Below are 26,124 nucleotides of genomic sequence, written 5' to 3'. Positions count from 1 at the left end.
CTTACATGCAATATTAAACAAGCTGAAATTTTTTGTAAAATTTTTTTAAATAAAATTTCTTGTCAAATGAAAATTCTTGACCGAGAAAATATGAAATTCTTCATGCATAGAAAATATTAAACGAGATTATATGAGTCGTATAAAAGTCTTAGATGAAAAGGTAATAAACCATATAGCTGCCGGTGAAATAATCGAAAGACCTGCATCAGTAGTTAAAGAACTTATTGAAAATGCGATCGATTCCAACCCCACAAAGATCGTAGTTAATATCGAAAATGGTGGCAAAAAACTCATTGAAGTTATCGATAACGGAAGCGGCATGACAAAAGATGATGCACTGCTGTCCCTGGAAAGGCATGCTACCAGTAAGATATATTCTCTTGATGATATTCAAAACATTGCTACCCTTGGATTTAGGGGAGAAGCTCTTCCAAGTATTGCTTCAGTATCAGAAATGGAACTTATATCACTTCCCCAGAATCAGGATAAAAAACCAGCTATTTTTATCCAAATACAAGGTGGAGATATCAAGGATGTTACTGAAACAGGTAGCACGCCGGGAACAATTATCCGTGTAAAAAACCTCTTTAAAAATGTTCCTGCCAGACAAAAGTTCCTTAAAACAACTCAAACTGAGATGCAGCATATCACCAGAACGATTCAGCATCTTGCATGCACACATCATGAGATAAGTTTCAAGCTCAGCCATAACGGACGGCAAATACTCAATTATCCAAAAGTTGAATTTCTTGAAAAAAGGATTGTTGATATCTTTGGAGATAATTTTTTCAAAAATAATGTTATACCTGTACAGACCACATTTGACGGATTGTCTCTGAAAGGTTTTATCGGATCGTACCACGAAGATGCAGACTGGGAAAAAATCCATTATTTATATATTAATGAAAGATATATTAGTGATAAAATCATTTATAGTGCAATCAAAAAAGCATACGAACCTTTCACGAAAAAAAGTCTTCTCAAAAATCAACTTCCGCTCTATATACTCCTACTCGATCTACCAGGCAACCTCCTCGATGTGAATGTATCACCAACAAAGACTGAGGTTCGCTTCAAAGACTCACATGTGATATTTAACTTTGTAAAAACCTCTTTAACCAATGCATTACTCGATTTTGAACGTCAGAAGTTTGCTGAACTTCGTACTGGTGAACCATCAAATCATGAACAATCAAATGAGTCTTCCATAGAATCTGTATATGAAAAATCTTCATCAGCAAAGAAATCATCAGAGCACTATGACCATTCCCAGAATTTGTTTGTTCATCAAAAAAAAGACGTTCAGCTTTCGTATCTTTTTGAAGATAATGTAATAAAAAATAAAAACAAAATCATAGAATCCGAGATCATTAATCCATGGCAGATCGATGATTCCTTTATTATCGTCGAGACCAAAAGCGGCATGCTTGTTGTTGACCAGCATGCAGCCCATGAACGCATTCAATATGAAAAGATTAAAAAGCGTCTTGAGGAAAACGAAAAGGGTTTGGACGGTCAAAAGCTGCTCTTCCCTCTCGTGATAGATCTTCCAAAACATCTGCAAAAGGTTATCCCGGATTTCCTCGAAGAATACCGGGACATGTTTGTTAAGGTTGGATTCAAGATCAAGGTTTTCAGCGGTAATTCCATTATTGTTGAAGAAATTCCAAAAGATCTTCAAGATTGGAAGAAAGGCGATATACTCGTAGAGATATTTAAACAGATCGAGGAAGAATTCTCACCTGATGGAGATTTCCGAGACACCCTTGCAAAATCATACGCATGCCATGCTTCAATAAAGCTGCATCAAAAGTTGAGCAAAAAAGAGATGCTTGAACTGATCAATCGACTTTTTGCCTGTAAAAACCCCTTCTTTTGCCCTCATGGACGTCCCACCATTATTGAAATCACTTTTGAGGAACTGAAAAAACGTTTTAAGCGCATATAAAAAAAGCCCGAAGAATATTCCTCGGGCTTAATATTTGTTAGAAAATCCTTAGCGAACAACCATTACTTTGTGAATATTTTCAACATCATCACTCACGATTCTTGTAAAGTATACTCCTGAAGGAACGTCATTACCTGCATTGTCTGTTCCATTCCAGGTGACGGAATGAACATTGGCGAGTACGTCTTCATTTATAAGACTCTTCACAAGCTGTCCTTTAATGTTGTATATATTCACAGAAACATGAGCTGCTTCCTTCAATGAGAAGTTGATAGTGGTAGTTTGGTTGAAAGGATTGGGTGAATTCGTGAAAGAATTATTCACAATAGGACCATTATCAACAGAGACACCACCATTTGTCAGCCAGTCATACATATCTCCGAAAAGATCATTAGCTGTAGTAGGATCATCGATTGCAGCAAAGGAAAGAGTTGTGAAGATTGATTTGAACACACCAGTATCTTTTTGTGCTGCACACGTTCCGACTGGAGATGGACTGTCAACCTGGAAAAGACCCATTGCATCGGCTGTAAAGGATAGTATTCGGTCAATATACAAACCTTCTTTTGCAGTGGTAAAGACGTCAGAGGCTGTAAAAGTATATCCTTCAGCACAAGAACCCGTGACACCTGACGCACTGAGCACATCAGGATCTTCAATATACCATACATCCTGACTCACTGAAGCGAGACCGAGATAATCATATGGGAATTGACCTGGGTTCAAGGTTCCAGCAGATGAGTATGACGCCCACAAATAGTCCTGACCTGAGAAGAAGAGAGCTCCACCACCATCAAGATAATCTCCAACTTTTGCTTCTGAAGCAGGTGTCATACAGTCATCACCATAATAACCCCAGCATTCGCCACTGAACCAGACTATACAGTCATACATCTGCATTGTTGCGAGATCTGGAGTTAGCAGGTCGGTTTGAACCTGAAAATACGTATAAGTTATACCATTTGCAAGAAGTGCTGTTTCATAGTAAGGCCAGCAATCAGTATAACCACCTTCGCTTAAATCGTGGTCAACAACCAGAACGTCTGTGTGTGCCACTGAAATTGTAAAAAGACCTATAACTAAAAGTATGAGTAGTTTTTTCATATGTGTTACTCCTCATTTGTTGATTAGCATAATAGTCATCGAAACCGATGATGCCTATCAGAGAATTTAACATGTTCTTGATATACTATAATGATTCACTTTTAATACAGTTTTTGATTTCAAAATATTAATTCTGATTCATGGAATTCCCAAAAAACTTCGTCAACTTTTTTTTTATCTTGATGAAATTTATTAATAAAAAAATTTTGGATACAAATAATTTTGAAGAAAGTGTATCCTTCATGACACGAGATAATATCCGTAATTTCTGTATTATTGCTCATATCGATCATGGGAAATCAACACTTGCCGATCGATTTCTTGAGCTGACTCATACGGTGGAGAAGCATACTGTTGACCAGATTCTCGACGATATGGATCTCGAGCGAGAGCGGGGTATCACTATCAAAGCTCATCCGGTAAGGATGAAATATGAACTGAATGGCAAAAAATATATCCTTAACCTGATAGACACACCGGGGCATGTTGATTTTTCCTATGAAGTATCGCGAAGTATTGCATCCTGTGAAGGTGCGATCCTGCTCGTTGATGCAACACAGGGGATCGAAGCACAGACACTGAGCAACCTTTATATTGGACTAGATTACAATCTGGAAATTATTCCTGTCATCAATAAAATCGATCTTCCAGCTGCAAATGTAGAAAGACGCAAACATGAGCTTGCTAACCTTCTTGGTATATTCGATGAAGAAGTACTTGCAACGAGTGCAAAAGAAGGAACAGGTGTGGAAGAAATCCTTAAAGAAGTCATTGAAAAAGTACCCCCACCATCCTCCGACATTCCAGAAACACGAGCGCTCATTTTTGACTCACAATACAACCAGTATCGCGGTGTAATCATTCATATACGTATGTTCGATGGTTGTCTGAAGAAAGGTGATGAAATTTTACTTCACTCAACGAACAAAAAATATGAGATTGAAGATATCGGATATTTTTCTTTTCAGATGGAGCATTGTAACAAGCTGGAATTCGGGGAAGTTGGATATATCATTGCTGGTATTAAGGGTGTCCGCGATGCGAAAGTCGGAGACACGATCACGCTGTCAAAAAATCCAGCAAGACAAGCACTGCCTGGATTTAAAAATCCCAAACCGATGGTCTTCAGCGGAATCTATCCTCTGGATGGAGATGATTATAATAGTCTCAGAGATGCTCTGGCGAAGTTCCAATTGAACGATACATCTCTTGTATATGAACCTGAGAATTCTGCAATACTCGGATTCGGTTTTCGGTGCGGTTTCCTCGGTATGCTGCACCTTGAAATTTTTAAAGAACGCATTAATAGAGAATATGACATTCCTATTATCTCAACCACTCCAAGTGTTGAATTCAAGGTTGTGCTCACTAACGGGAAAGAAGTTCTCATCGATAATCCTTCACAGATGCCTGATGAAGCCACGATTCATTATATTGAAGAACCGATCATGAGTTGTGAGATCCTTGTTCCAAGCGAGTATATCGGCAACATCATGCAGCTTGCGCAGGAACGAAGGGGAATCCAGAAAGATTTGGAATATCTCGATGAGGATAGGGTCAGTATTAAATATGAATTCCCGCTTATTGAAATCCTTTTCGATTTTTATGATAAACTGAAATCTGTCAGCCGAGGATATGCTTCCTTTGATTATGAATATAAAGAACACAGGCGTTCTGATGTGGTAAAGGTAGATATTTTAGTTAATGGAGATCGGGTCGATTCGATGTCCTTTATAACCCACGCTGATAAAGCATATTTGTGGGGAAAGAGTATAACAGAAGAGTTATCGAATATAATTCCAAGGCATCTATTTAAGATTGCCATTCAAGCATCGATCGGGAGTAAAATCATCGCACGAAGTACGATCAATGCGCTTCGAAAAAATGTTACAGCAAAATGTTATGGAGGGGATATTACAAGAAAAAGAAAATTACTGGAAAAGCAAAAGAAGGGGAAAAAGAGGATGAAAGAGATCGGTCAGGTCAGCATTCCGCAGGAAGCATTCCTAGCTGTGCTGAAAGCGGATCGTAGCTAATATTTATTCAACTATGAAAGACACAATAAAATAGTTTGTCGAGTGATTTCTATCAACGGTTCAAGCTTTGCTGCAAAGCAATTCTGGCATGTAGAACTTGAATCGCAACGAATAAAAAGAGTGTGATTTGAGAATTATGCTGTAACTTACCTTACTCTACATCAAAATCTTCGACATACCACCAAGCACCATCATCATATCCATCTCCAGTGAATATAAAGGGACCGTAATAATAGGTTGAATCACCAAGCGTTATCTCAACTTCTGCACTGGTCGGATTGAGATAGTCGTAGCCATCAAAGAGATGTGCTTCTATGGTAAAAGTACCATATGTTAATGGTTGCTGTTCGAAAATTTCGGGACCATACCCATCATCATCAGTTACTAGCGAACCATTTGGTATTGCATACAGATCACCATAATAACAATGATTACCCTCAGAATCCCAGACATGAAGATCTACATCTGTATTATCTGTATCCCATGTAACTGAAATCGTAAGAGTCCGGTCATCGTCTGCTTGAAACACGGTTAAATCATCAGATATGCCTGTATTACCAAATGAGTTTGTTGCACGAAGGAAGAAGGTATTTGTCTCATCATAAACATTAATATATTCATGAAAGTTACCAAACTCATCGATCTCTACGGTTTGTTCTGCGCCATTCATGTTGAGTATGGTGTAATTTCCAAGATAATCATTCACGAATCCGGACAAGAAGAACGAATCTCCATTGATGATATCACCATTTTGAGGATTATCAATAAAGAATTCAGGCATTGGATATGTTGGCAATTCCAGATAGACATACATGGATGTATCAGCAGATAGGTAAATATTTTCCCATACCTCGTTATAACCCTTTAAATACATTCCAACGATATAGCTTCCCATGGAAAGGTCATGAAGCGAATAGGGAGATGTATGATCCAATTTGATCCCGTTCAAGTAAAGGTTAGCCCCGCTTGGATTGGTCATTATGTTGATCGAATAGGTGTTGCTGAACTCCTGTTGATTGCCATATACTTTCCAACCTTCTCTGAATTTTTTAAAATAGACAAGATCGGTAAATTCGCCATCAAGCGGAATTGAATACTCAACGCCATCCCATTCAATTGTAAAGGCTACATAAGCTAGTTCTCCATCTATCTGAATGCTTGCGTATGATAGAATTTCAACGGAAGCTCCAAGACGATCATACCAGAGATTTCGTTCCTCGAAATAATCCACACCGTCATTCAGAAAATCATTGCTAAAGTACTCCATAATCCCGTCCACATCAAACATAGTGAATTCATTGAAAATATCAACAAAAACCTGTTTGATCTGCTCCTGCTCCTTATCAAGATCTCCATCCTCAGTATATTCGAACAAACATGAAGTGAGAACAAGGAGTGACAGTAATAGAAAAAAATATTTCCTCATTATAAACCTCATTTGATTTCATTCCAGAAACTCGTTCCTTTTCCGGTATTTGGTATCTGGAATATATCAGCAATTGTAGCACCGATATCGGCAAAAGTTTTTCGAATACCGAGGTCTTTGCTGTGTGTGATTCCTTTTCCATACACAATAATCGGAATATATTCTCTTGAGTGATCTGTGCTTTTTGTTGTCGGATCACAACCATGGTCTGCAGTTAGGATCACGATGTCTTTCTCGCTCAAAGTATCATATAACAGTGGAAGCCAACGATCGAACGTTTCGAGACCTTTGGCAAAATCCCTATCATTATTCCTGTGCCCCCACATTGTATCAAAATCCGGAAGGTTTGCAAAGATAATACCATTTTCAATTGAATTTGAGAATGACAGGATCATGTCCATTGCTTCTTGATTATGGGGTGTGTGTATCGATTTTGTGAGACCATGGAAGTTAAAAAGGTCTTCGATCTTTCCAACTCCGGCGACTGAAAATCCTTCCTTTTTTAGGATATCCAGGATCGTTTCTGAAGGTGGATCAACAGAAAAATCTTTGCGATGTCCCGTTCTTTCGAATGAACCATTTTTCTTTCCAATGAAAGGTCGTGCAATTATCCTACCGACTCTATGCTTACCGACAAGAATTTTATTACGAGCAATCTCACACATTTTATATAATTCATCCAATGGAAGTATATCTTCATGAGCTGCGATTTGGAATATGCTGTCGGCAGAGGTATAGATAATCGGATAGTGGGTTTTCAGATGCTCTTCTCCAAGTTCGTTTATGATCTCTGTACCTGATGCAGCTTTGTTGCCAAGTACACCTTTGCAACCAGTTCTTTCTATAAATGCATCGATAACTTCATCGGGAAACCCATTCGGATATGTAGGAAAGGGATATTCGTTAACGACTCCCATGATCTCCCAATGCCCTGTTGTGCTGTCTTTACCTGCTGAGACTTCAATCGCTTTGCCGAAATTTCCAATGCAATTTTTTTCTGGAGGTACGCCCTCGATGGGTGTAATATTTCCTAAACCTAATTGTTGCAGGTTTGGCAGGTTGATGCCATGTACTTTTTTGGAAAGATTGGATAAGGTATTGCTTCCTTCATCGTGATAGGATGCAGCGTCCGGTAATGCACCAACACCAACTCCATCCAAAACGATCAGGAAGATCCTCATTCCTTTCATAACATATCGTAAAAAATTTCTATTGTTGCTTTACTTCTTAGCTTCCTGATAAACTGCAATAATTCCAATTCACCGGTTATCTTTTCGAGTTGTTTCTTCAGCGAGTCTTTTATGTCATTATATGATGGGATGCGTGGTTCTTCTTTTTCTATCAACTTAACAAAATGAAAACCAAATTCAGTAGCTATCGGACCTGCGATTTGTTCTTTATCGAGCGAGAATATTGCATTTTCAAGTTCTTCGACAAGATCACCACGTCTCACAAAGCCAAGGTCGCCATTCTTCTTGGCACTTGGACATTCCGAGTACATCATAGCAAGTTCGCAAAAATCTTCTTTTTGAAATAATTTCTGACTTACTTCTTCAAGCTTTCTAAATGCATGGGGATCTTTATTACTGATCAGGATATGACAGATCCTGGCTCGTTCTGGATATTGAAGCTGCTCTTTATGGGTATCATAATATTCCTGTATTCGTTCAGGTTCAATATCTGAAGCTTCAAGAAATTCACGCTTGAGAAATTCTTTGATACGAAGTCCATTACCGATATTTTCCAGAAGCTTATCGACCGATATATGGGATTCTGCAAGATCTTTAATAAAATCCTCATGACAAGCATAGTTACTTTGGATTTCCTGAAATTGAAAATGTACTGATCTTTCATCTACATGGATATCACATTTATTGGATTCCTCCATGAGAAGACATGCATCGATGAGATTGTTTATCGCTGTTTCCTTTAACTGCTGATTTGCATTTTTTGCATGCTGTTCCTGCATAAGCTGAAATAATTCAGCTTTGTAATCACTCTCATAAATTTTATAATTATTAACTATAGCAACATGCTTCATCGCAGTCCCAGGCACTTTTTTATTTCTTTTTCTATATCACATATAGTAAGATTGGATGGCGATATTGTCAAATCAATTTGCTGTTTATTAAACCATGTGCATTGTCTTTTTGCATAATTCCTCATATGCTGTTTGATGAGTTCTATAGTCGAGTTCCAGTCCTGCTTCTCTTCAATGAAGTCGATGAATTCTCTATAACCAAGTGAATTTAATCCAGGATCGGGAGGCGCAAATCCCCTATCGAGCAAATCCTTGAACTCTTCAAAGAGTCCATCTGCAATCATCTTATCTACTCGTTTATTGATCTTATCATAAAGAATCTGGCGTTCTTCATTAAGATACACCGTAAAATACTCATACCTTTTTTCGAGAGCGTCCCTGTGCCAGTAAGATGAAATAGGTATTCCGGTTTCACGATACACTTCAAGTGCCCGAATGATGCGGTTGCCGTCATTTTTATCGATCTTTTGTGAAGCTATTGGATCAACTTCAGTGAGTTCTTCATGAAGCTTTTCCGAACCTTTTTCCTCGATTTCATTTTTGAGGTTCGATCGAATCTCAGCAGGAATTTCTGGAATTTTGCATAGTCCATATAAAAGTGACTTGATATAAAACCCGGTACCACCAACAATAAAAGGAATATGCTTTCTTTCGTAAATCAGGGCAATTGCTTCATCGGCTCTTTTGACAAATTCACCTGCTGTAAATTTTTCATCTGGTGTAATAATATTGATGAGATGATGTGGAACAGATCTGAGTTCTTCGGAAGTTGGTTTCGCAGTTCCGATATTCATACATTTATATATTTGTCGTGAATCAGCCGAGATGATCTCAACAGGAAGTTTTTCTGCAAGTTGTAGTGCTAATGATGTTTTCCCCACTCCCGTAGGACCGCAAATGATGATGAGCTTTACTTTCTTCATTGATGCATTAATGTCTGAAATGCCTCATACTCGTAAATACCATCGTGATTCCGTGTTCATTACATGCCTGTATCACTTCTTCATCCCGAACCGAACCACCGGGCTGGATGATGCATGAAATACCTTCCTCTGCAACTGTATCTATTGTATCGCGGAATGGAAAGAATGCATCCGAACCGAGTGCACAATCCTGAACACTCAAACCAAACTTCTTTGCTTTCCAAAGTGCGATCTCTGTGGAATCTATTCTGCTGGGTTGTCCCATGCCAAGTCCGATCGTTCTATCGTCTCTGCAGATCGCAATCGCATTTGATTTCAAATGATTCACTATTTTCCATGCAAATCTTAGTTTTTCCCATTCTGTTTCAGATGGCTTTCGATCTGTGACGACTTGCCATGCTTTTTCATCATCACATGAAATATCCTCTTTTTGAAGAAGTAAACCATTCATACATGATCTGATATTATTATTTCTTTTTAGAGATTGTAATAAGTTCGCATCAAAGGTAATGAGTCTCCGATTTTTCTTCTTTTTCAATCGCTCCAGCACTTCATCTGGGAATTCAGGAGCAATGATTATTTCGGTGAAAATTTTATTTATCTCTAATGCGGCATCTATATCGAGAGGACGATTTGCGATTAAGATCCCGCCAAAGGGTGATTGCGTATCAGTTGCGAATGCTTTTTCATATGCTTCTTTCAGCGTATCCGCAGTACCGATTCCGCATGGGTTGCAATGTTTGAAGATACCGATCGTCGCCTTATCTTCGAACTCCATCATCGTTTTAAGTGCCGCATCGATATCCTGGAGATTATTAAATGATAATTCTTTCCCATGAAGCTGATGAATGAGCGGATCGTCTTCATAAAAACCAGCTATTTGATGAGGATTCTCACCATAGCGAAGTATCTGGTGTAAAGGGAGCGAGATGGAAAGATGTGTTGGAAGTTCTTCATTACATATTTTCGAAAAATAATTTGAAATATAGCTATCATATTCAGCAGTATGCTGGAATGCTTTTTTTGCTAGATTCCTTCGTGTTTCGAGATCAACTTCTCCCTTGTTTTTCAATTCATTAATAATGATATCATAATCATTTTGATCGACAACAATAGTTATACTACCAAAATTCTTTCCAGCAGCACGAACCATTGTGGGACCTCCGATATCTATCTGCTCGATTGCTTCTGCTTCGGTTACATCTGGATTTGAAATGGTTTTCCTGAACGGGTAGAGATTCACAACGACGAGAACAATTGGTTGGATATTGTGTTCCTGCAATGCTTTCAAGTGTTCGGGATTATGCTTATCAGCAAGGATTCCTCCATGGATTGCAGGATGGAGTGTCTTTACACGTCCGTTCATTATTTCTGGGAATCCCGTTACGTCTGATACTTTTATTACAGGGATCCCGTTTTCTTGCAACTCTTTATATGTCCCGCCGGTTGAGATTATTTCAAAATCCAGGTTCACAAGTTTCCGTGCAAAGTCAACAATGCCCGTTTTATCCGATACGCTTATGACTGCTCTTTTTTTCATTAACAAACCTTTTACTTCTTTTGTTTCATATTGATCACATAAAATGTCATGCCCCGTTCAATGTCGTCATCCATAGTAATGTATCTCGTCTCAATTGAATCTTCCTTTAATTTTTTAGCAATATCATCCGCTTGTTTCAGATTATTCTGAAATCCTACCCCTTCGTTTATATCTGGTCTGAAAACCTGCTTTTTCTCTTTTATTGCATCGTAACTGAAATCTAATTCAAAATTCTTAAAATCACGATCGATGTGTGACCAGCTTCCGGATTTGATGTCGAATTCGTACAAAGAAAGAAACATATATCCATGATCGACCACAAACTGAATCGCATCGAGGATATACTGAAACTCAGGTTCTGACAATGAGTAATGAGCATTGAATCGTACCCAGCCGGGTTTCAGACCTTCATATTTGATGATGCCGCTCATACATCGATACATCTTTGCATGCAAGTCATCGACATGAAGCAGTTGATGTCCGTAGGGTCCTGCACAGGAGCAGCCTGCTCGTGTCTGAATGCCGAAAAGATCGTTAAGAAGCTGCGTGACAAATTTAGGATGAAGTCGTCGATCTTTATGCCTGATATTAAATGCAATAATACCAAGTTTCTTCTTCGGATCATCTGGACCATATATCACGATATTTTCATTCTTTCCAAATTTATCAAAAAACTTTCTTGTATAGTACTCTTCGATTGAATCGATAGTATCTGTGCCAACTTTGTCCTTCAGAATCATGACCATAGACGAACGAATTGCCTGAAGAATTCCCGGAGTTCCCGGTTTTTCACGAGTCTCAATATCCTCGATGTAGCATTCTTTATCCTTGGTTACATATCGAACGGTTCCTCCAGCAGCAATGGTTGGGGGGAGGTCGTTCCGGTAAATCCTCTCATTGATGACCAAGATACCGGATGAAGCAGGTCCACCGAGAAATTTATGCGGTGAAAAGAAGATCGCATCAAAGAAGCTGTTTTCATCATGATTCATATCGATTTCGATATAGGGTGCGCATGCTGCAAAATCAAAACAGGCAAGCGCATCATTTTCATGAAGGATTCTGGCGACGTCATACACTGGAGTTCGTATGCCAGTCACATTTGATGCTGCAGAGAATGAACCGATTTTTGTTCTGTCTTTATACTTTGGATCAGAAACCTGTTCTTCGAGGGCATGCAGATTAAGCTCTCCTTTTGCATCGAGAGGTATTTCCACTACTTCGCACAGCGTCTGCCGCCACATGATCTCATTTGAATGATGCTCGTATGGCCCCACAAAAACGATCGGTTTATGTTGTTCAATATATTGAAGAAGTCGTTCATGGCATTGTGCATGGTTCTCTTTTTGATGGTCTATACAGCTATTGAGGAACTCATGTACTTTTTCCCTTGTTGCCGGTGACCAGTAAACACCGAGAATTTGCTGAAGTCGAGTAATGCCGCCTGTTGCACCGGTTCCAGTAAAGATAACCTTTCCATGTTCACCAGCGTGAACCATATTTTTAATTGTTGCTTCTGCTTTATGAAGCAAATCCGACATGGTTTTACCCGTGAGGTCATCTTCCGTATGAGTATTGGCATAGAATTGCAGAATGTATTTCACATAATCTTCGATGAAATCAATTCCGCGACCACTTGCAGTGTAGTCTGCATAGACCAGCGGCTTTGTTCCAAAGGGAGTTTCAAAAGGCACATTTCTACCAATGATGCTTTTTCTCAGCCATTCCAGGTTGTTGATTTGTTTTTCGATATTCATATATGATGTTCCTTTGAAGGTATCTCAGAAGGAGATATTTTTATGTCAATTTTGTTGGATTTTTCACAGTTTCACTTCATAAAATGAAAATCAAAATTTGGAGTTGGAAAAGTAGAATACTATGCAGAATAACGCTGATTGGGCTGATTGCACTGAAAAACAGTTAGAGATGTCGAAATTCCGCTATCCTTCTCCTCGGCAGAAGAAGGTCGATCATGCGTAGCAGGATCGGGCTAAAATTTATTTGCATTATAACAATCTCGTTTCCAAGCTGGGGTTTTGTAGTATGTAGTAGAGATTTTTGTTAGTATTGTATAATTATTGTCTGATTTATTTCTTGCTCCGTCAGTTTTCGTTCAGTTCCATCGAGAAAAGATACATTCACTGACACATTACCGCTTGATGGAAATCCAAAATACTGAACCATGCTGTGCTGGTTCGTGGTGCCTTTTCCACCTTCGATATCGCGGATTTGTTTCATACCATTTTGCACAACCTCGACCCTTGTACCAACAATAGGTGTGTGCCCGTTTTTATCGACGATCTTAACTTTGAGCCAATGTTTTGGTGTCGAATCATTTCTGAACAGATGAATTCCTTCACTACTGCATACCAACAGGTCGATGTCTCCGTCATTATCATAATCCGAAAATGCTGCTCCCCAAGAGTTGAAGGTTCTCACCCCGGCAAGATAGGTTATGTCAGTAAAAGTTCTGTCGGCATTGTTCAGGTAAAGGTAACTCCTCCTGTTTGGATAGATCGATGTAATGAAAAGATCGAGATAGCCGTCGCCGTTCACATCTCCCCACGAGGGATCGCTGTGGCATTCGTCATAGGTAATACCTGCTAATTCACGTATATCATAAAATCGGCTCTTTTTGAGATCGTTCACAAAGAGCTGGGTCATATCAGAAAATTTTATATATCGAGGGTGTGCCAAGTTTGCACAGATCAAATCCATGTCTCCATCATTATCGAAATCGCCCCATTCGCTTCCAATCGTATGCCCATACCAGCCTTCAACGTAGTTACCTTCCAAACCAACTTTATGAGCAACATTGATGAATTGCTCACCATTGATATTTTTCCAGAGAAAATTCTTATCCAATCGATAATTCGAAACAAATATATCGAGGTAACCGTCATTATTATAATCTCCCCAGTTCACCCCCCTACCTGCCTGGTTTTCATTAAATGGTGGAACAATCTGTTGTTCTTCTGTTACATCAGAAAAAGTGCTGTCTGTATTATTAATAAAAAGGAAATCCGGTTCTTTGTCATAGATTCCGCTGTGTTCATAATTAGCAATATAGAGGTCGGGATACAGGTCGCCATTTATGTCGCCCCATCCGGCACCTTCGGTTTGCAAAGTATCACCTATGTCAGAAAGTGATGTAATATCAGCAAATGTTCCATCTCCTTTATTGAGCCAGAGTTTGTCTTCCCTATTCGATGAAGATGAAGTGGCATAAAAATCGAGAAAGCCATCTCGATCGATGTCTGCCCACAAGCCGCCATTTGTATTTCCGTCCGAAATACCTGCTTCTCCGCTGACATCAATAAACGTACCATCTTGATTATTTCTTAAAAGAGTATTGCCATTCAAAAGGATATCGTCATACCCGTCATTATTGTAATCACCCCATGCAATTCGTGTTTTCCTGCAATCAATTAATCCAGCTTCTTCTGTGACATCCACAAAGAGTGGTCCGTCATATTTTGCCCATACGTCAACGAATTTCCGAAAAGCCCTTCCCCCATCAGAAAGTTCTGCGTAGAGTTCATGAAGGAGAGAGTCTGCTTTTGGTGTCCATGTGTTGCGCTCATCTCCCATGATGACAGCATGAAGAACATAATCAAATGCCTGGGCATCTCTTCCGAACTGATGCTCGATCTTTCCCATAAGATAATAGTGCTGTGCAAGAAGATCTTTGGATGGAATTGCTGTTAGTACATCAAATGCTTCATAATATTTTTCCTGTTCAAATAATAACTCAGCAAGCGTCAATCGATATGTCGCCAATTGTTCACCCTTGGATTTGTCGCCAAAGAAATAAAAACTCGTTTCCCATTCAGCGTTATCTAAAGAATCAATAATAGTTCGTAGTATGATCTCTTGCTCATTCAGATTTTCTTTTCTGTCCAGATAGTAACGTGAAGCAGTATTGACCATCCGGGCATCGTTCTGAAATTTATTCTCAATGATTGTTAACACAGAATCAAGTTTCTCCTCATTCTTCAGGTTGTCATAAGAATAAAGAAGATACCGCCAGGCAAGCGGAGACCAAATATTATTCGGAAAAGTAACCAAAAATTCCTCTAAACCAAGTGCTCTAGTAGAATCATCTCTCATCACTGCATAATTAAAGACCTGCTCCTGTGCATGCTCATTTACTACTATGCAGTATGGATATTCTGCAATTATCCTTTCAAGCAAAGCCGATGAAGTTGTATCATCCAGTGCAGATAAATACATATATTCAACCTGCAATGCCACACTATCGGATACGTGCATTTCATCAAATTTTGAAAGATACTTCTGCTGATCTCGTATGATTTCGTCTTGGGGCGTTTGGGCAACACGATATAAAAAGAAGAGTTTCTCATACCCATCCATGTGAGAAGGATTGTTCTTGATATATTTTTCCAAGACTTTTTTTGCCTGGTTAAATTGATGCTCTTGGATGAGTTCATCAACTTGTTTGAGACCATTCCAGTCTTTTTTGTTGGTATTTTTATAAGGAATAGCTCCTGAACAAGCAATCAAGAGTGATATCGATATAAGAATTATAGTTTGTTTCATAGAAATTAAAACTCTGCATCAAGTGAGAAATAAAATGATGGTGCTGATTCAAAACCCTTTGTACTTTTCCATGCCCAGTCGAACTTCAGGATAAAGTACCCAAGATTCATCCTGGTGCCGATTCCATATCCAACTCTAACTGGATGGTCATGACTATTCTTGAAATCATCCATTGTATCCCAGACTTTTCCGACATCTGCAAAGATCGCTCCTCGTATACTTCTAATCCATAGTGGTAATGGAAATCCGAGTTTCAGTTCTTCTATAAACGGATATCTGAACTCTACACTTCCAATCGCAATATTGTGTCCTAAAAACTCCTTATCGAGATAACCGCGTAGATTGTAGTACCCGCCCATGATAAAATCCTGCTTATCGAGTCCCGTACTGAAACCCACATTGAACATACCTGCCAATTGATATTTCCTGTTCAAGGCAATATATTTCCGAAAGTCGCCGTAAATATTCAGATAGTCATTCTTCGATCCAAAACATTTCTGGATCGCTGCTTGATAGCGCGAACCTTTGATCGGTCCGGTTATCCCCCACAGGGCAGTATCATGAGTATAGATAAGTGTCGGTGCATACACCCATGCATCCCGCGTATATTGATTGAGAATTTGCCAGTCCTCTCCATTCCACCAGTACCACTCGATTTTATTATAGAACATGCTATTGTACAAGTCTACCCGATTGAACTTGTCGAGTGGATAACTGACAAGCGCATTGATTCCGGTACTTCGGTCCTTTTTCATACCATCATAAACGTAACCGGTCGAGGGATCATACCAGTAATTCAAATAATAATAGTCATCGATAAGATTGAATAGTCCAGCCCCGTAATCAATTCGTTTCTTTATATAATAATAATTGAGAATAACATTGCTCTCAGAAAGGTTCTTATTCACATCAGTGAAAATATCTATTTGATGGTTGCCAAGAATATCGCTGAGTGAGATATAGACCTGTGCTGTAACACCATAGCCTGTTGTATATGCAAGACCACCAAAAAGGAAATCCGGTGTGAACTTGATTTTATATTCCTCCACTTCAGGCTCAACATCTTCGCGATATTCCGGTTTGGCTTCCAGGGTATCTTTTTCAAAGAAAAATCCTCTTTCAAAACGAGATTTTTCTGTAATCACAGTCTCTTTTTGACGATAAAATCGTCTAAACTCATCAAGGTGGAAAACCTTTTCAAAAGAATTATTATCTGGAGTTGTAGGGCTTTGATATTCAATGTATGTAAGACTGTCGAGTGGATTGCTATACAAGTACAAATCCCATCCCATGTTATAGAAACTCGAAAACACCATTTCGGAATTATCTTCACTGACACAAGGGGAGAATGTTCCGCTGAATATATTCGTAAGCTGGGCTATTGCCTGTTCTTCGAAGTCATATACGAAAATATTGGATACCTCATTCCGGTATGCACTAAATACAATATTTTTCTGATCCTTTGTCCAAGATGGATATTGATGATCGTAGGATGCATCTGTCAGAGCAGTTATCGAATCATCAGCTATATCATACATAAATACGTTGTAATACAAATTTGAAAAAATGAGGTGTTCATCCTCCTGCTGGAAGGGCTCAGTTATGAATCTCTGAGATGAAAATACGATCTTTTTTCCATCTGATGACCAGCGAGGATATCGATCATCAAAATAGTCATCAGTTATTCGGGACAATGACTTTGTTTTTAAATTATATACATACAAATCATTTTGCGCATCCTGCAAACCAACCAGGATAATTTTATTTCCATCCGGAGATACATCGATCTCGAAAATACTTTTAAAATCCAGTGTGATCCTCTGCAATTCTTTGCCGTCACTAACTCTTGCTATGACAATATCATCACCGTCTGAGGTCTTTGCTACAAAGGAAAAACGCTCGCCATCAGGAAAATATGAGAGAGAAGTCTTAAGATAGTGAAATCCCTCATAATCATCATTATAGCCGCTTGTAATGATCTTCTTGGGTTTGTATAATCCAAGCGTTGATCGTTTATAAATACCAAGTGTATAATTTTTATTTGAATAATAGAGTATCTGGGTTCCATCTGGAGAAAACACAGGATCCCAATTTGCATTAGATTCGTGAGGATCATGTTTTGTGAGTTGCTGATATTTAATATCCGGAAGAACATTTTCATCAATGATCGTGCTATATTTTTTTTGTAGATAATAGCGCCACTGCTCCTCAAGACTTTTTATCCCGAACCCAAATGTGCGTTTCGCACCTTCATCGATACTTTTATATAACCTGAAATTATAGAGGAGTTCAATGATGCTGTTGGAGCCAAACTTTTCTTCAAGGAATATTAGGAAGGATTCGCCTTCACGATAGGCATAGTAACCTGAAACATATTCGAGGGGAACCAGTTTATCATTTATAATAAGATCTCGGATATACATCTCATTACTGGCTGATCCATGTTCTGATGACCATTCCGGTAATCCTTCCGAAAACCAGAATGGTAATGAATAGAACAGACCGCTCGCAACATTCGCAAAGCTCCCACCCTGCATGCTGAAATACATAAATACATGGCAGAGCTCGTGTACGACTGTTGTTTCAAATATTTTATAGTCACCGTCAAACGGTACGACGACACGGTTTTTGATAAACTCAGTAAAACCCCCAACTCCTTCTTCGATAATCTGATAGAGTATATTTGTTTCTTCAAATTCATTGTGGGAATTATAGATCAGTACGGGAATTTTGTGTGGCAGCGAGTATTCAAACAGGTCCTGAAATCTATAATATGCATTTTCAACGATCACTGTTGTTATCTGACCAACAATGTCGAGTCCCTCTTCATAATAAATATCAAAATGGGTTGTCTTCATGACAGACCATTTCAAGTTTGGAAGATTCGTCTTATTCTTTCCAAAAAAAGCAGCATTCAATGACGAAGTTAATACTATCAGCAAAGTTAGCAGGACAATATATTTTTTCATTAAAAAATTCCTTTTAAAATAACCTAAAATAGTGCTTCGGATTTTCTTTAATATCTGTTACTAATGAATCAAAATGAGCTATCGTCGAATTGATCTTATTATAGAGTGAATCATTTGCTGTAAGTCGTCCAATATCTGTGTCTTCTCTTTCCAGCTTATCAAGCAGAGTTTGCATCTGACTAAGCATACGTTCGATTTGAGGAACTTTGTCATCTGCAAAGGTGAGTATCCTTTCGACTTTTTCATCATTAGAAGAAATAAGTGAATCAAGGTTTGAGATAATGTTGTTGATATGTTCGAAATCTATCGTGAAATCTTCATTATTAATAAAAATCTTGTTCATATTTACCAGGAGTACATCCAAATTTTTTATCACATCCTGGATTGTTTTAGTTTGTGAATCGTCTCCGATAAAATCTTCCAGTTTTTGTGAGAGTTTATTAATGTTCTGAATGGTCACGCCAATTTCTGATATCGTTTCATTAAACCCAACACTATATTGACCTTGTAAAATGCCCGAGACATCCAATTTGTTATGCGAGTTACCGGGATCGATCGATATCTCTCTTTCACCCATCATTCCTCTTTCAGATATAACAATCCTGGCATCTTCTTTCATGGATATTTTCTTATTAATATGAAGCTTTACTACAACTCCATCCTGTTGAAGATCTATATCAGCAACCTTACCTGCACGAACGCCATGGATAAAGACTGAATTTCCAACATCCAGTCCCCCGATCTGTGGGAACTGTACGGTTATCTCCGTAATTTCAGATCTCTCCTGAGTTCCAGAGATTATTACTTTTCCAACAATCACGATCAAAACCGCAATAATAATAATAAAACCGACGATAAATTCACTTTTTTTCGTTTTCATACTATTTTCTCATCTTGAAATAAATTTTTTTATATATGTATTTTCTACATTCCCGAGTTCTTCGACCGAGCCCTGGAAAATGATCCTGCCTTCTTTCATCAAAGCCACCTTGTCAGCAATCCTAAAAACAATACTGATGTCATGAGACACGATAAGCGATGTTGTATGATATACTTTTTTGAAGGTGGAGAACAGTTCGATGATATTATTTGCTATGATGGGATCAAGTCCGGTTGTAGGTTCGTCGTAAAGTATGTATTCAGGATTGATGACCATAGCCCGTGCAAGACTCACTCTTTTCTGCATACCAAAGCTCAGATCTGCCGGCATCTTCTGTTCCTCACCAGACATACCCACCATTTCCAATTTTTCTTTCACCTGATTGACGATTTCGTTTTCTGGAAGACCATTCTGTTCACGAAGTGGAAGCGCAACATTATCATAAACACTCAGCCAATCAAAGAGAGCAGAGTTCTGGAAAACCATTGTCATCTTTCGTCTAATGTCATTCCAACCTTTCCATGAAAGGGTATCGATTCGCTCTCCGTCACAAAAAATTTCACCTTCATCCGGTGTATAGAATCCAATAATGTGTTTGAGTAATACTGTTTTCCCGCAGCCGCTTTCGCCGATCACGACTGTGGTTTTATTCTTATCAATAATTAGGTCTATACCCTTAAGGATAGGGACGCCATCGAGTTCTTTTTTAAGATTCCTGATCTCAATCATGATATGCTTCGACGATCAATCCCTCGTTATCGGGCGACATACTTTTTGCAATGACGGTTTTCAACATTCCGTTTGAAAAACCTTTATCATCTTCTAAAAAAATACGAAGATAGTGATCTGAAACCGAGGACCAATACTTCTGTTCCCTGGTTTCAAGTACAGCTCTCATTGGAACCTTCTTTTCAATGATATATTTTGAATAATCACTTTTCTTACATTGCCCCAATTTTTGCAAGCTTTGCATTCTTTTTTTGCTGACACTCCCGTCAACGTGTCGTTTCATCTTATACGCTTTTGTAAACTCTCGAGGAGAATATCGAAACACATGAAGATATGCTATCGGCAATTTTTCGATAAAATCATAAGTGGCATTAAAATCATCCTCCGATTCTCCGGGGAAGCCAACAATGACATCACATCCGATTGCTGCATCAGGAATTGCTTCTTTTACATTATGGATTATCTTATCAAACTCATCTCTTGTATAAGTTCTGTTCATATTAGTAAGTACTTTGTCAGAACCGTTTTGAAGTGGAATATGAAAATGAGGACATATCTTTTTCTGTGATGCAAGGAAACCAATCAAGTCGTCATTAAAGAACATTGGTTCGATCGAACTCAAGCGTATTTGAGAAATATCAGTCCTGACCATTGCTTTCAAGAGTTCGAGCAGAGACACATTTTCCTTATCCACGCCATACAGTCCCAGATTTATTCCTGTAAGAATGATCTCTTTTGTCCCCTTTTCAGCGAGAGTATTAACCTGATTTATGATTGATTCGAGAGAACGGCTTTTCGGTTTGCCGCGAACATACGGTAGAATGCAGTATGCGCAGAAAAAATTGCATCCATCCTGAACCTTTACCGGTACGCGAGTATGCAAATGATAGGAGTCTGTTGACAGATCGAGGAACTCTGGATTTGTATTGTTTGTAGTCTGAGTTATATTTTGAAGAACAAGATGTTTTTGGTCATTGAGAACAAGTAATACGTTTTCCGGTAAAGATTCAAAATATGAACTTCCCTTATTGACATAACAACCCATTACAATAACTTTTCCGTCCGGGGAGATACTCTTGAGCGCTTTTCTGATGGCATAACGTGTTTTATATTCTGCTCGATTCGTAACACAGCAGGTGTTTATGATCGCAATGTCCGGCTGGTCATTGAAGTTACACAAAGTATAACCCTCTTTAATAAACTGGTTAAGAATAGCTTCTGACTCGAACTGGTTCGTTTTGCACCCGAGGGTCACGGTGGCAAGCTTCTTCACGATGTGCTGATCTATTTGTGGTTAGCGAGAAAATCTGCAGCTAATCTCTCGATCACTTCCGGGTAGAGCTCGTGCTCGATCTTGAGTACTTCATGCGCAATCTCATCTGGTGTTTTGCAATGTTCGATAGGTATTCTCCGCTGATCTATGATCTCTCCCTCATCATACCGTTCATTGACATAATGAACCGATGCTCCGGAATATTTTTCGTTCGCAGCGAAAACTGCTTCGTGCACCTTCATCCCATACATTCCTTTACCGCCGTAATTAGGAAGCAATGCCGGATGTATATTGATAATATCTCCAGAAAAATTTGTCAGAAAATTTTCCGATAGTTTTCGCATAAATCCTGCAAGTACGATAAGATGAATATCTTCATTATTTATGTGAATCAGCAACTCATTCTCAAATGATGCATTCTCATCAAGCAGAATATATGGAATTCCAAACATGTCTGCACGGTGAACTATCGGTGCATCAGAACGAGTGATTACAAGAAATTTTACTTTAATCGGTACTTGAGATTTCCGGATATATTTTATGATGGATTCGAAATTTGAACCCCTACTTTTACCAGACGTGAGAAATGCAATGTTGAAAGTTGCTGACATGATGATTTATAGAGATTTCTTCAACATATCGATAAAATTGATCTCGTTCGGATTGACTCTGTTCAAGATTGCAAGATAATAACTGATCATATCACAGAGAAGTATGGTGGAGAACATCTTACCCATCATGGTCTTCCCATCGGTAAATATTTCAAGATATTCGACCTCTTCGTGGGCAGGATTATCCTCTTTTTTCTCTTCTTCGGACAATCGTAAAATATCTTTGAATACCTGCATACGTTTAAGATATTCCTTTTTCTCCTCGAAATCACTAATGAAAATGGGTACGAGCGGAAGATTATAATCACTCTCCCAGCCCTCGATTTCATTATGATTCATTTCTGAGAAAGTGTTACAAAATGCATGGCATTTCGCATTTTCATTGATCTGGCATTTGAACCTGTATGCAAGAGGAAAAAGTTTTGGATTGCTACTATAAATGACCGGTATCTTTTTATATATTTTTTGGGCTAATCCCTTCGCCAGATTTTTTGATTCTTCCACATCTCTATTGATGAGCTTTAGTTTGGTCGTTATGTTCAGATGTGTCAGTTTTGCATTGATTGTTTGATCTTCAATCAATCCTAATTCCTCAAGGATCTTCACGATCGAGAAAAACAGGTAACCGATTGCTGCACGGGGCTGGTATCCGACTGGGATCATTTTAATAAGATATCCTTCCTCAGAACCATAATGCTTGAGGATACCGCCTGATGTTATCATGGCGATCTGAGCTCCGGCTTCTTTGAGTGTTTCAAAACACGAAACAGTTTCGGATGTATTTCCTGAATAGCTGCAAACGATCCCCAATGTTGATTCGTCGAGAAACGCCGGAATGTTATAATCTTTGAACACCCGTATCACGAGCTTATCGCCAAAAAGTGTTTTCGCGATATCACCTGCAATTGCAGAACCGCCCATCCCGCAAATATAGATTTTAGAGATGTTCTTGTAGAACCTTGCAATATCACTCTTCTCCTGGTCAAAATAACATTCTTCGATCTGCTGTGGAAGAGAAATGATCTGTTCATACATCTGCTCAGGATCAAATCGATTGAAATTACCAGTATAATCTAAACTTATTGATGAAGACATTACTCTCCTTTCTTCATAAAATATATGAAATATAATTATTTTTTTACAAGCTGTTTATAAGCGTGTTGTAATGTTTCTTGTGATAAATTCTGATGTTTCTTATAAAATGTTTCAAGTTCCGCGATTGAGTATCGGGCAAGTATCTTCTTCACCTGAAGGATGCCGGCGATATTTACACTGAATGACCTTAGTCCTAAACCAATCAACAAGGGTACTGCCATAGGATCACTTGCCATCTCTCCGCACAATTTAACGTCGATATTATGCTTCTTCCCTGCATCGATGGTCATTTTTATGAGCTCAATAACAGCAGGATCAAAATAGGTAAACTCATCGGAAAGAGCTTCGTTATTCCTGTCTGCAGCAAGAACATATTGCGTTAGGTCATTGGTACCGATACTGAAAAAATCTACATGTTGAGCAAATCGGTCAGCTAAGATTGCAGAAGAGGGAATTTCGATCATAATACCGACTTCAATATTTTCATCAAAAGGAACTTTTTTCTTTTTCAGTTTAACTTTTTCCTGTTCTATCAGCTCCTTAACCTCAACCACCTCTTTCATCAACGAGATCATCGGTAGCATGATCTTAAGATTACCAAAAGCAGAAGCCATGAGAATGCCCTGAATTTGTTGTCTGAAAATTTCTTTGTATTTTAAAAGAAATCGTATCCCTCTGCACCCAAGGTTTGGATTAAGTTCTTTTTTAAGTCCGAACTCCCGTTGCAGTTTATCTCCACCAACGTCAAAAGTACGAACATAAATCGGTTTGTCTTTCGGTAAATTTTGAATTACCTGTTTATATACGGCAAATTGCTTTTCAGCAGAGGGAAATGAATTTTCCATGAAATACAGAAATTCCGTTCTGAAAAGTCCCACACCATCAATAAATTGTATTTCCGGAATTTCACACTCCTCAGGAAATTCGATGTTCCCCATGAGTTCAACGCTTACTCCATCCTTGGTTGCTGTCTCTTTTTTAAGTAGTGCGATTTTCTTTTTAAATTCTTCTTTTGCCTTCTTTTCGAATGCTTTATATTCAATAAGACTTTCATCGTCAGGCTCAAGAATTACTTTACCTTCTTTGCCATAAACAATAACAAAATCACCTTCTTTGAACTCATTGAGTGCGTTTTCAATATTAAAGATCACAGGGATACCAATTGATTTTGCTATGATAGCAGAATGCGAATGAGGAGAACCTTTTTCAACAATAACTGCAAGCGGATGAGATTCTTTGATACTCAGCACCATAGATGGGATTATCTCTGAAAGAACGACAACACGCTTCGGTTTCACATAATCATGAATATGGAAATTCTGGTGATGCATGTTGCGGATAAGGCGTAATTTTATATCTTCAAAATCTTCCTGCCTCTGGCTCAGTATTTGATCTTCGATATCAGATAGATGGTCGATCATTTTGTTGAAATAATCCTGAACAGCTCTATCAGCTGGTTTGAGCTCGTTTTTTATGATCTCAGCAATATCCTCAATCAGGACAGCGTCTTTTAGAATTTCCTGGTGGGATTGCAATATCTCTCTTTCCTCTATCGCTCTAGTTTCAAGATAGGTAAGCAAGAGGTCGATCTCATTGATTGAGAGTTGAACTGCCTTTTGAAAACTCCTGATTTGTCCCTTTACTTCTGATGCTTTGATGTGCCCTTTCGAAACCGTGAAGAGATCACCTTCAACAAGGGTGATCTTTCCTGCAATGACACCCGGAGCAATAGGATATCCTCTATATTCTTTCATCATTCTTCTCCAAATTTTTCCTCAAAGAGTTCAACGATCTCTTCCATCATTTCCTGTTCATCAACTCCATCAAAGACAAGTTCAAGAGCCGTATCCTTTCCTGCACCAAGCATCATGATACCCATGACGCTCTTTCCATTTATCTCCATATCATCCTTTCTGATAATGAAACTGGCTTTATATTTGGAAGCAGTTTTAGAAATAAGCGAGGCAGGACGAACGTGTATGCCAAGTTTATTGGTCAGTATAACAATTTTTATGATCATTTATTCTTTATCAGTCTCCAGGTAGGTTCGAATGCGATTTTTTCTTTCTATCTCTTTCTGAACTCGTTCATTAAATACTTCAGCAGCGTTGTGTCCATACACCTTGAGCATGTGGTTCATTGCAATGACTTCGACAATAGCAGCAATACTCTTTCCTGGTGAAACCGGTAAGTATATGATGGGGACCTCAATATCGAGAATGCGATTATAACGCTCTTTTAGCCCGATCCTTTCATAGTCCATATTATGACGCCATGGGATTAGCTCAACTTGTGTCTCAATGCGCTTCTGCATCCTGATAGCTCTAATGCCGAACATTGTTTCGATATCAAGAAGTCCAATGCCACGGATTTCCATAAAATGCCCAAGCTGCATGTTCGCTTCACCCATAATAATATTCATTTTCTTCTTGATATGCACAACATCATCAGAGATTAACCGATGTCCACGCGATACAAGTTCGAGAGCACATTCGCTTTTCCCGATTCCGCTTTGACCGGTAACGAGAATCCCGACACCAAACACATCAACAAGCGTTCCATGAATAGATTTTGACGGTGCGAACCAATCCTGCAGGAAATTTGTAAGAGCATGATACAGATTGATCGTTGTCATACGGGATTGGATAACAGGTATATTATGTTCGTCAGCAAGAAAGACAAGTTCTTTTGTTGGAAAAAGCCCTTTTGATACCACGAAGCAGGGAATTTCAAATTGTGAAAAAAGCTCTTTGATCTTATCATATCTCACCGATGGTTCAAGTGATTTCAAATACTGTACTTCCGTTTCGCCGAGAACCTGGATCCTATCATACGCATAAGTATCTGTAAAACCTGCGAAAGCAAGGCCTGGGCGTGACAATTCGGGTGTTGTAATTTCTTTGGTCAGCCCCTTCTTTTTTGAAATGAGCGTTAGTGTCAGATCTTTCTGCTTGATCTCGAAGAGCTTTCCAACTGTTAATGCATTCAT

The 26,124-nt window shown here is 38.7% G+C and carries 18 protein-coding genes and 1 pseudogene; 2 read left to right on the top strand and 17 right to left on the bottom strand.

The annotated features are described in order from the left end of the window. Positions 1–130 precede the first annotated feature (130 nt). Positions 131–1,948 (top strand): DNA mismatch repair endonuclease MutL, encoded by a 1,818-nt coding sequence (gene mutL, locus JW794_00315; GenBank protein ID MBN2016573.1) that lies wholly within the window; start codon positions 131–133, stop codon positions 1,946–1,948. A gap of 48 nt (positions 1,949–1,996) precedes the next feature. Here the strand turns inward: mutL and JW794_00310 are convergent, their stop codons facing one another. Beyond that, positions 1,997–2,467, bottom strand: coding sequence for a T9SS type A sorting domain-containing protein (locus JW794_00310; GenBank protein MBN2016572.1), 471 nt, complete (start codon positions 2,465–2,467; stop codon positions 1,997–1,999). Positions 2,468–3,294: 827 nt separating this feature from the next. Between JW794_00310 and lepA the strand changes: the two genes are divergently transcribed. Further along, a complete protein-coding gene (gene lepA / locus JW794_00305) occupies positions 3,295–5,088 on the top strand; it encodes an elongation factor 4 (GenBank protein ID MBN2016571.1) in 1,794 nt (597 codons plus the stop codon). A gap of 151 nt (positions 5,089–5,239) precedes the next feature. On the opposite strand, the gene JW794_00300 is transcribed toward lepA, so the two are convergent. From JW794_00300 to hprK, 16 genes and pseudogenes are all read right to left on the bottom strand, one after another. Next, a complete protein-coding gene (locus tag JW794_00300) occupies positions 5,240–6,514 on the bottom strand; it encodes a PEGA domain-containing protein (protein MBN2016570.1) in 1,275 nt (424 codons plus the stop codon). Positions 6,515–6,522: 8 nt separating this feature from the next. Further along, positions 6,523–7,695, bottom strand: coding sequence for a phosphopentomutase (locus JW794_00295; GenBank protein ID MBN2016569.1), 1,173 nt, complete (start codon positions 7,693–7,695; stop codon positions 6,523–6,525). A gap of 5 nt (positions 7,696–7,700) precedes the next feature. Then, entirely contained in the window at positions 7,701–8,555 is an 855-nt protein-coding gene (locus JW794_00290; GenBank protein MBN2016568.1) for a peptidylprolyl isomerase, read from the bottom strand. Beyond that, a pseudogene (miaA, locus tag JW794_00285) lies at positions 8,533–9,478 on the bottom strand (tRNA (adenosine(37)-N6)-dimethylallyltransferase MiaA). The gene JW794_00290 and the pseudogene miaA overlap by 23 nt, the downstream one beginning before the upstream one ends. A gap of 7 nt (positions 9,479–9,485) precedes the next feature. Then, on the bottom strand, positions 9,486–11,018 hold the full coding sequence (purH, locus tag JW794_00280) for a bifunctional phosphoribosylaminoimidazolecarboxamide formyltransferase/IMP cyclohydrolase (GenBank protein ID MBN2016567.1): 1,533 nt from the start codon (positions 11,016–11,018) through the stop codon (positions 9,486–9,488). An 11-nt stretch (positions 11,019–11,029) separates the two neighbouring features. Beyond that, positions 11,030–12,775 carry an aminotransferase class V-fold PLP-dependent enzyme gene (locus JW794_00275; protein MBN2016566.1) on the bottom strand — a complete coding sequence of 582 codons (1,746 nt, stop codon included), beginning with the start codon at positions 12,773–12,775 and terminating at the stop codon, positions 11,030–11,032. A gap of 304 nt (positions 12,776–13,079) precedes the next feature. After that, on the bottom strand, positions 13,080–15,578 hold the full coding sequence (locus JW794_00270) for a CRTAC1 family protein (GenBank protein ID MBN2016565.1): 2,499 nt from the start codon (positions 15,576–15,578) through the stop codon (positions 13,080–13,082). A gap of 5 nt (positions 15,579–15,583) precedes the next feature. Next, positions 15,584–18,547 carry a BamA/TamA family outer membrane protein gene (locus JW794_00265; GenBank protein MBN2016564.1) on the bottom strand — a complete coding sequence of 988 codons (2,964 nt, stop codon included), beginning with the start codon at positions 18,545–18,547 and terminating at the stop codon, positions 15,584–15,586. Positions 18,548–18,560: 13 nt separating this feature from the next. Then, entirely contained in the window at positions 18,561–19,427 is an 867-nt protein-coding gene (locus JW794_00260; protein MBN2016563.1) for an MCE family protein, read from the bottom strand. Positions 19,428–19,436: 9 nt separating this feature from the next. After that, positions 19,437–20,156, bottom strand: a complete 720-nt coding sequence (locus tag JW794_00255) for an ATP-binding cassette domain-containing protein (protein ID MBN2016562.1) — start codon at positions 20,154–20,156, stop codon at positions 19,437–19,439. Next, positions 20,149–21,429, bottom strand: a complete 1,281-nt coding sequence (gene mtaB / locus JW794_00250; GenBank protein ID MBN2016561.1) for a tRNA (N(6)-L-threonylcarbamoyladenosine(37)-C(2))-methylthiotransferase MtaB — start codon at positions 21,427–21,429, stop codon at positions 20,149–20,151. The genes JW794_00255 and mtaB overlap by 8 nt, the downstream gene beginning before the upstream one ends. 11 nt (positions 21,430–21,440) lie before the next feature. Next, entirely contained in the window at positions 21,441–22,040 is a 600-nt protein-coding gene (locus tag JW794_00245; protein MBN2016560.1) for a phosphoribosylglycinamide formyltransferase, read from the bottom strand. A gap of 6 nt (positions 22,041–22,046) precedes the next feature. Next, a complete protein-coding gene (locus tag JW794_00240; protein MBN2016559.1) occupies positions 22,047–23,135 on the bottom strand; it encodes a bifunctional phosphoglucose/phosphomannose isomerase in 1,089 nt (362 codons plus the stop codon). Positions 23,136–23,170: 35 nt separating this feature from the next. After that, entirely contained in the window at positions 23,171–24,889 is a 1,719-nt protein-coding gene (gene ptsP, locus JW794_00235) for a phosphoenolpyruvate--protein phosphotransferase (GenBank protein MBN2016558.1), read from the bottom strand. Then, positions 24,889–25,155, bottom strand: coding sequence for an HPr family phosphocarrier protein (locus JW794_00230; GenBank protein MBN2016557.1), 267 nt, complete (start codon positions 25,153–25,155; stop codon positions 24,889–24,891). Before JW794_00230 ends, ptsP begins: the two co-directional genes overlap by 1 nt. Continuing rightward, positions 25,156–26,124: an HPr(Ser) kinase/phosphatase gene (gene hprK, locus JW794_00225; protein MBN2016556.1), complete on the bottom strand. Its 969-nt coding sequence runs from the start codon at positions 26,122–26,124 to the stop codon at positions 25,156–25,158.

The sequence above is a fragment of the Candidatus Cloacimonadota bacterium genome, assembly GCA_016932035.1.
Classification (GTDB): domain Bacteria; phylum Cloacimonadota; class Cloacimonadia; order JGIOTU-2; family JGIOTU-2; genus Celaenobacter.
Note: the sequence above shows the minus strand (reverse complement) of the source record. Positions and strands in the feature narration are given on the sequence as shown.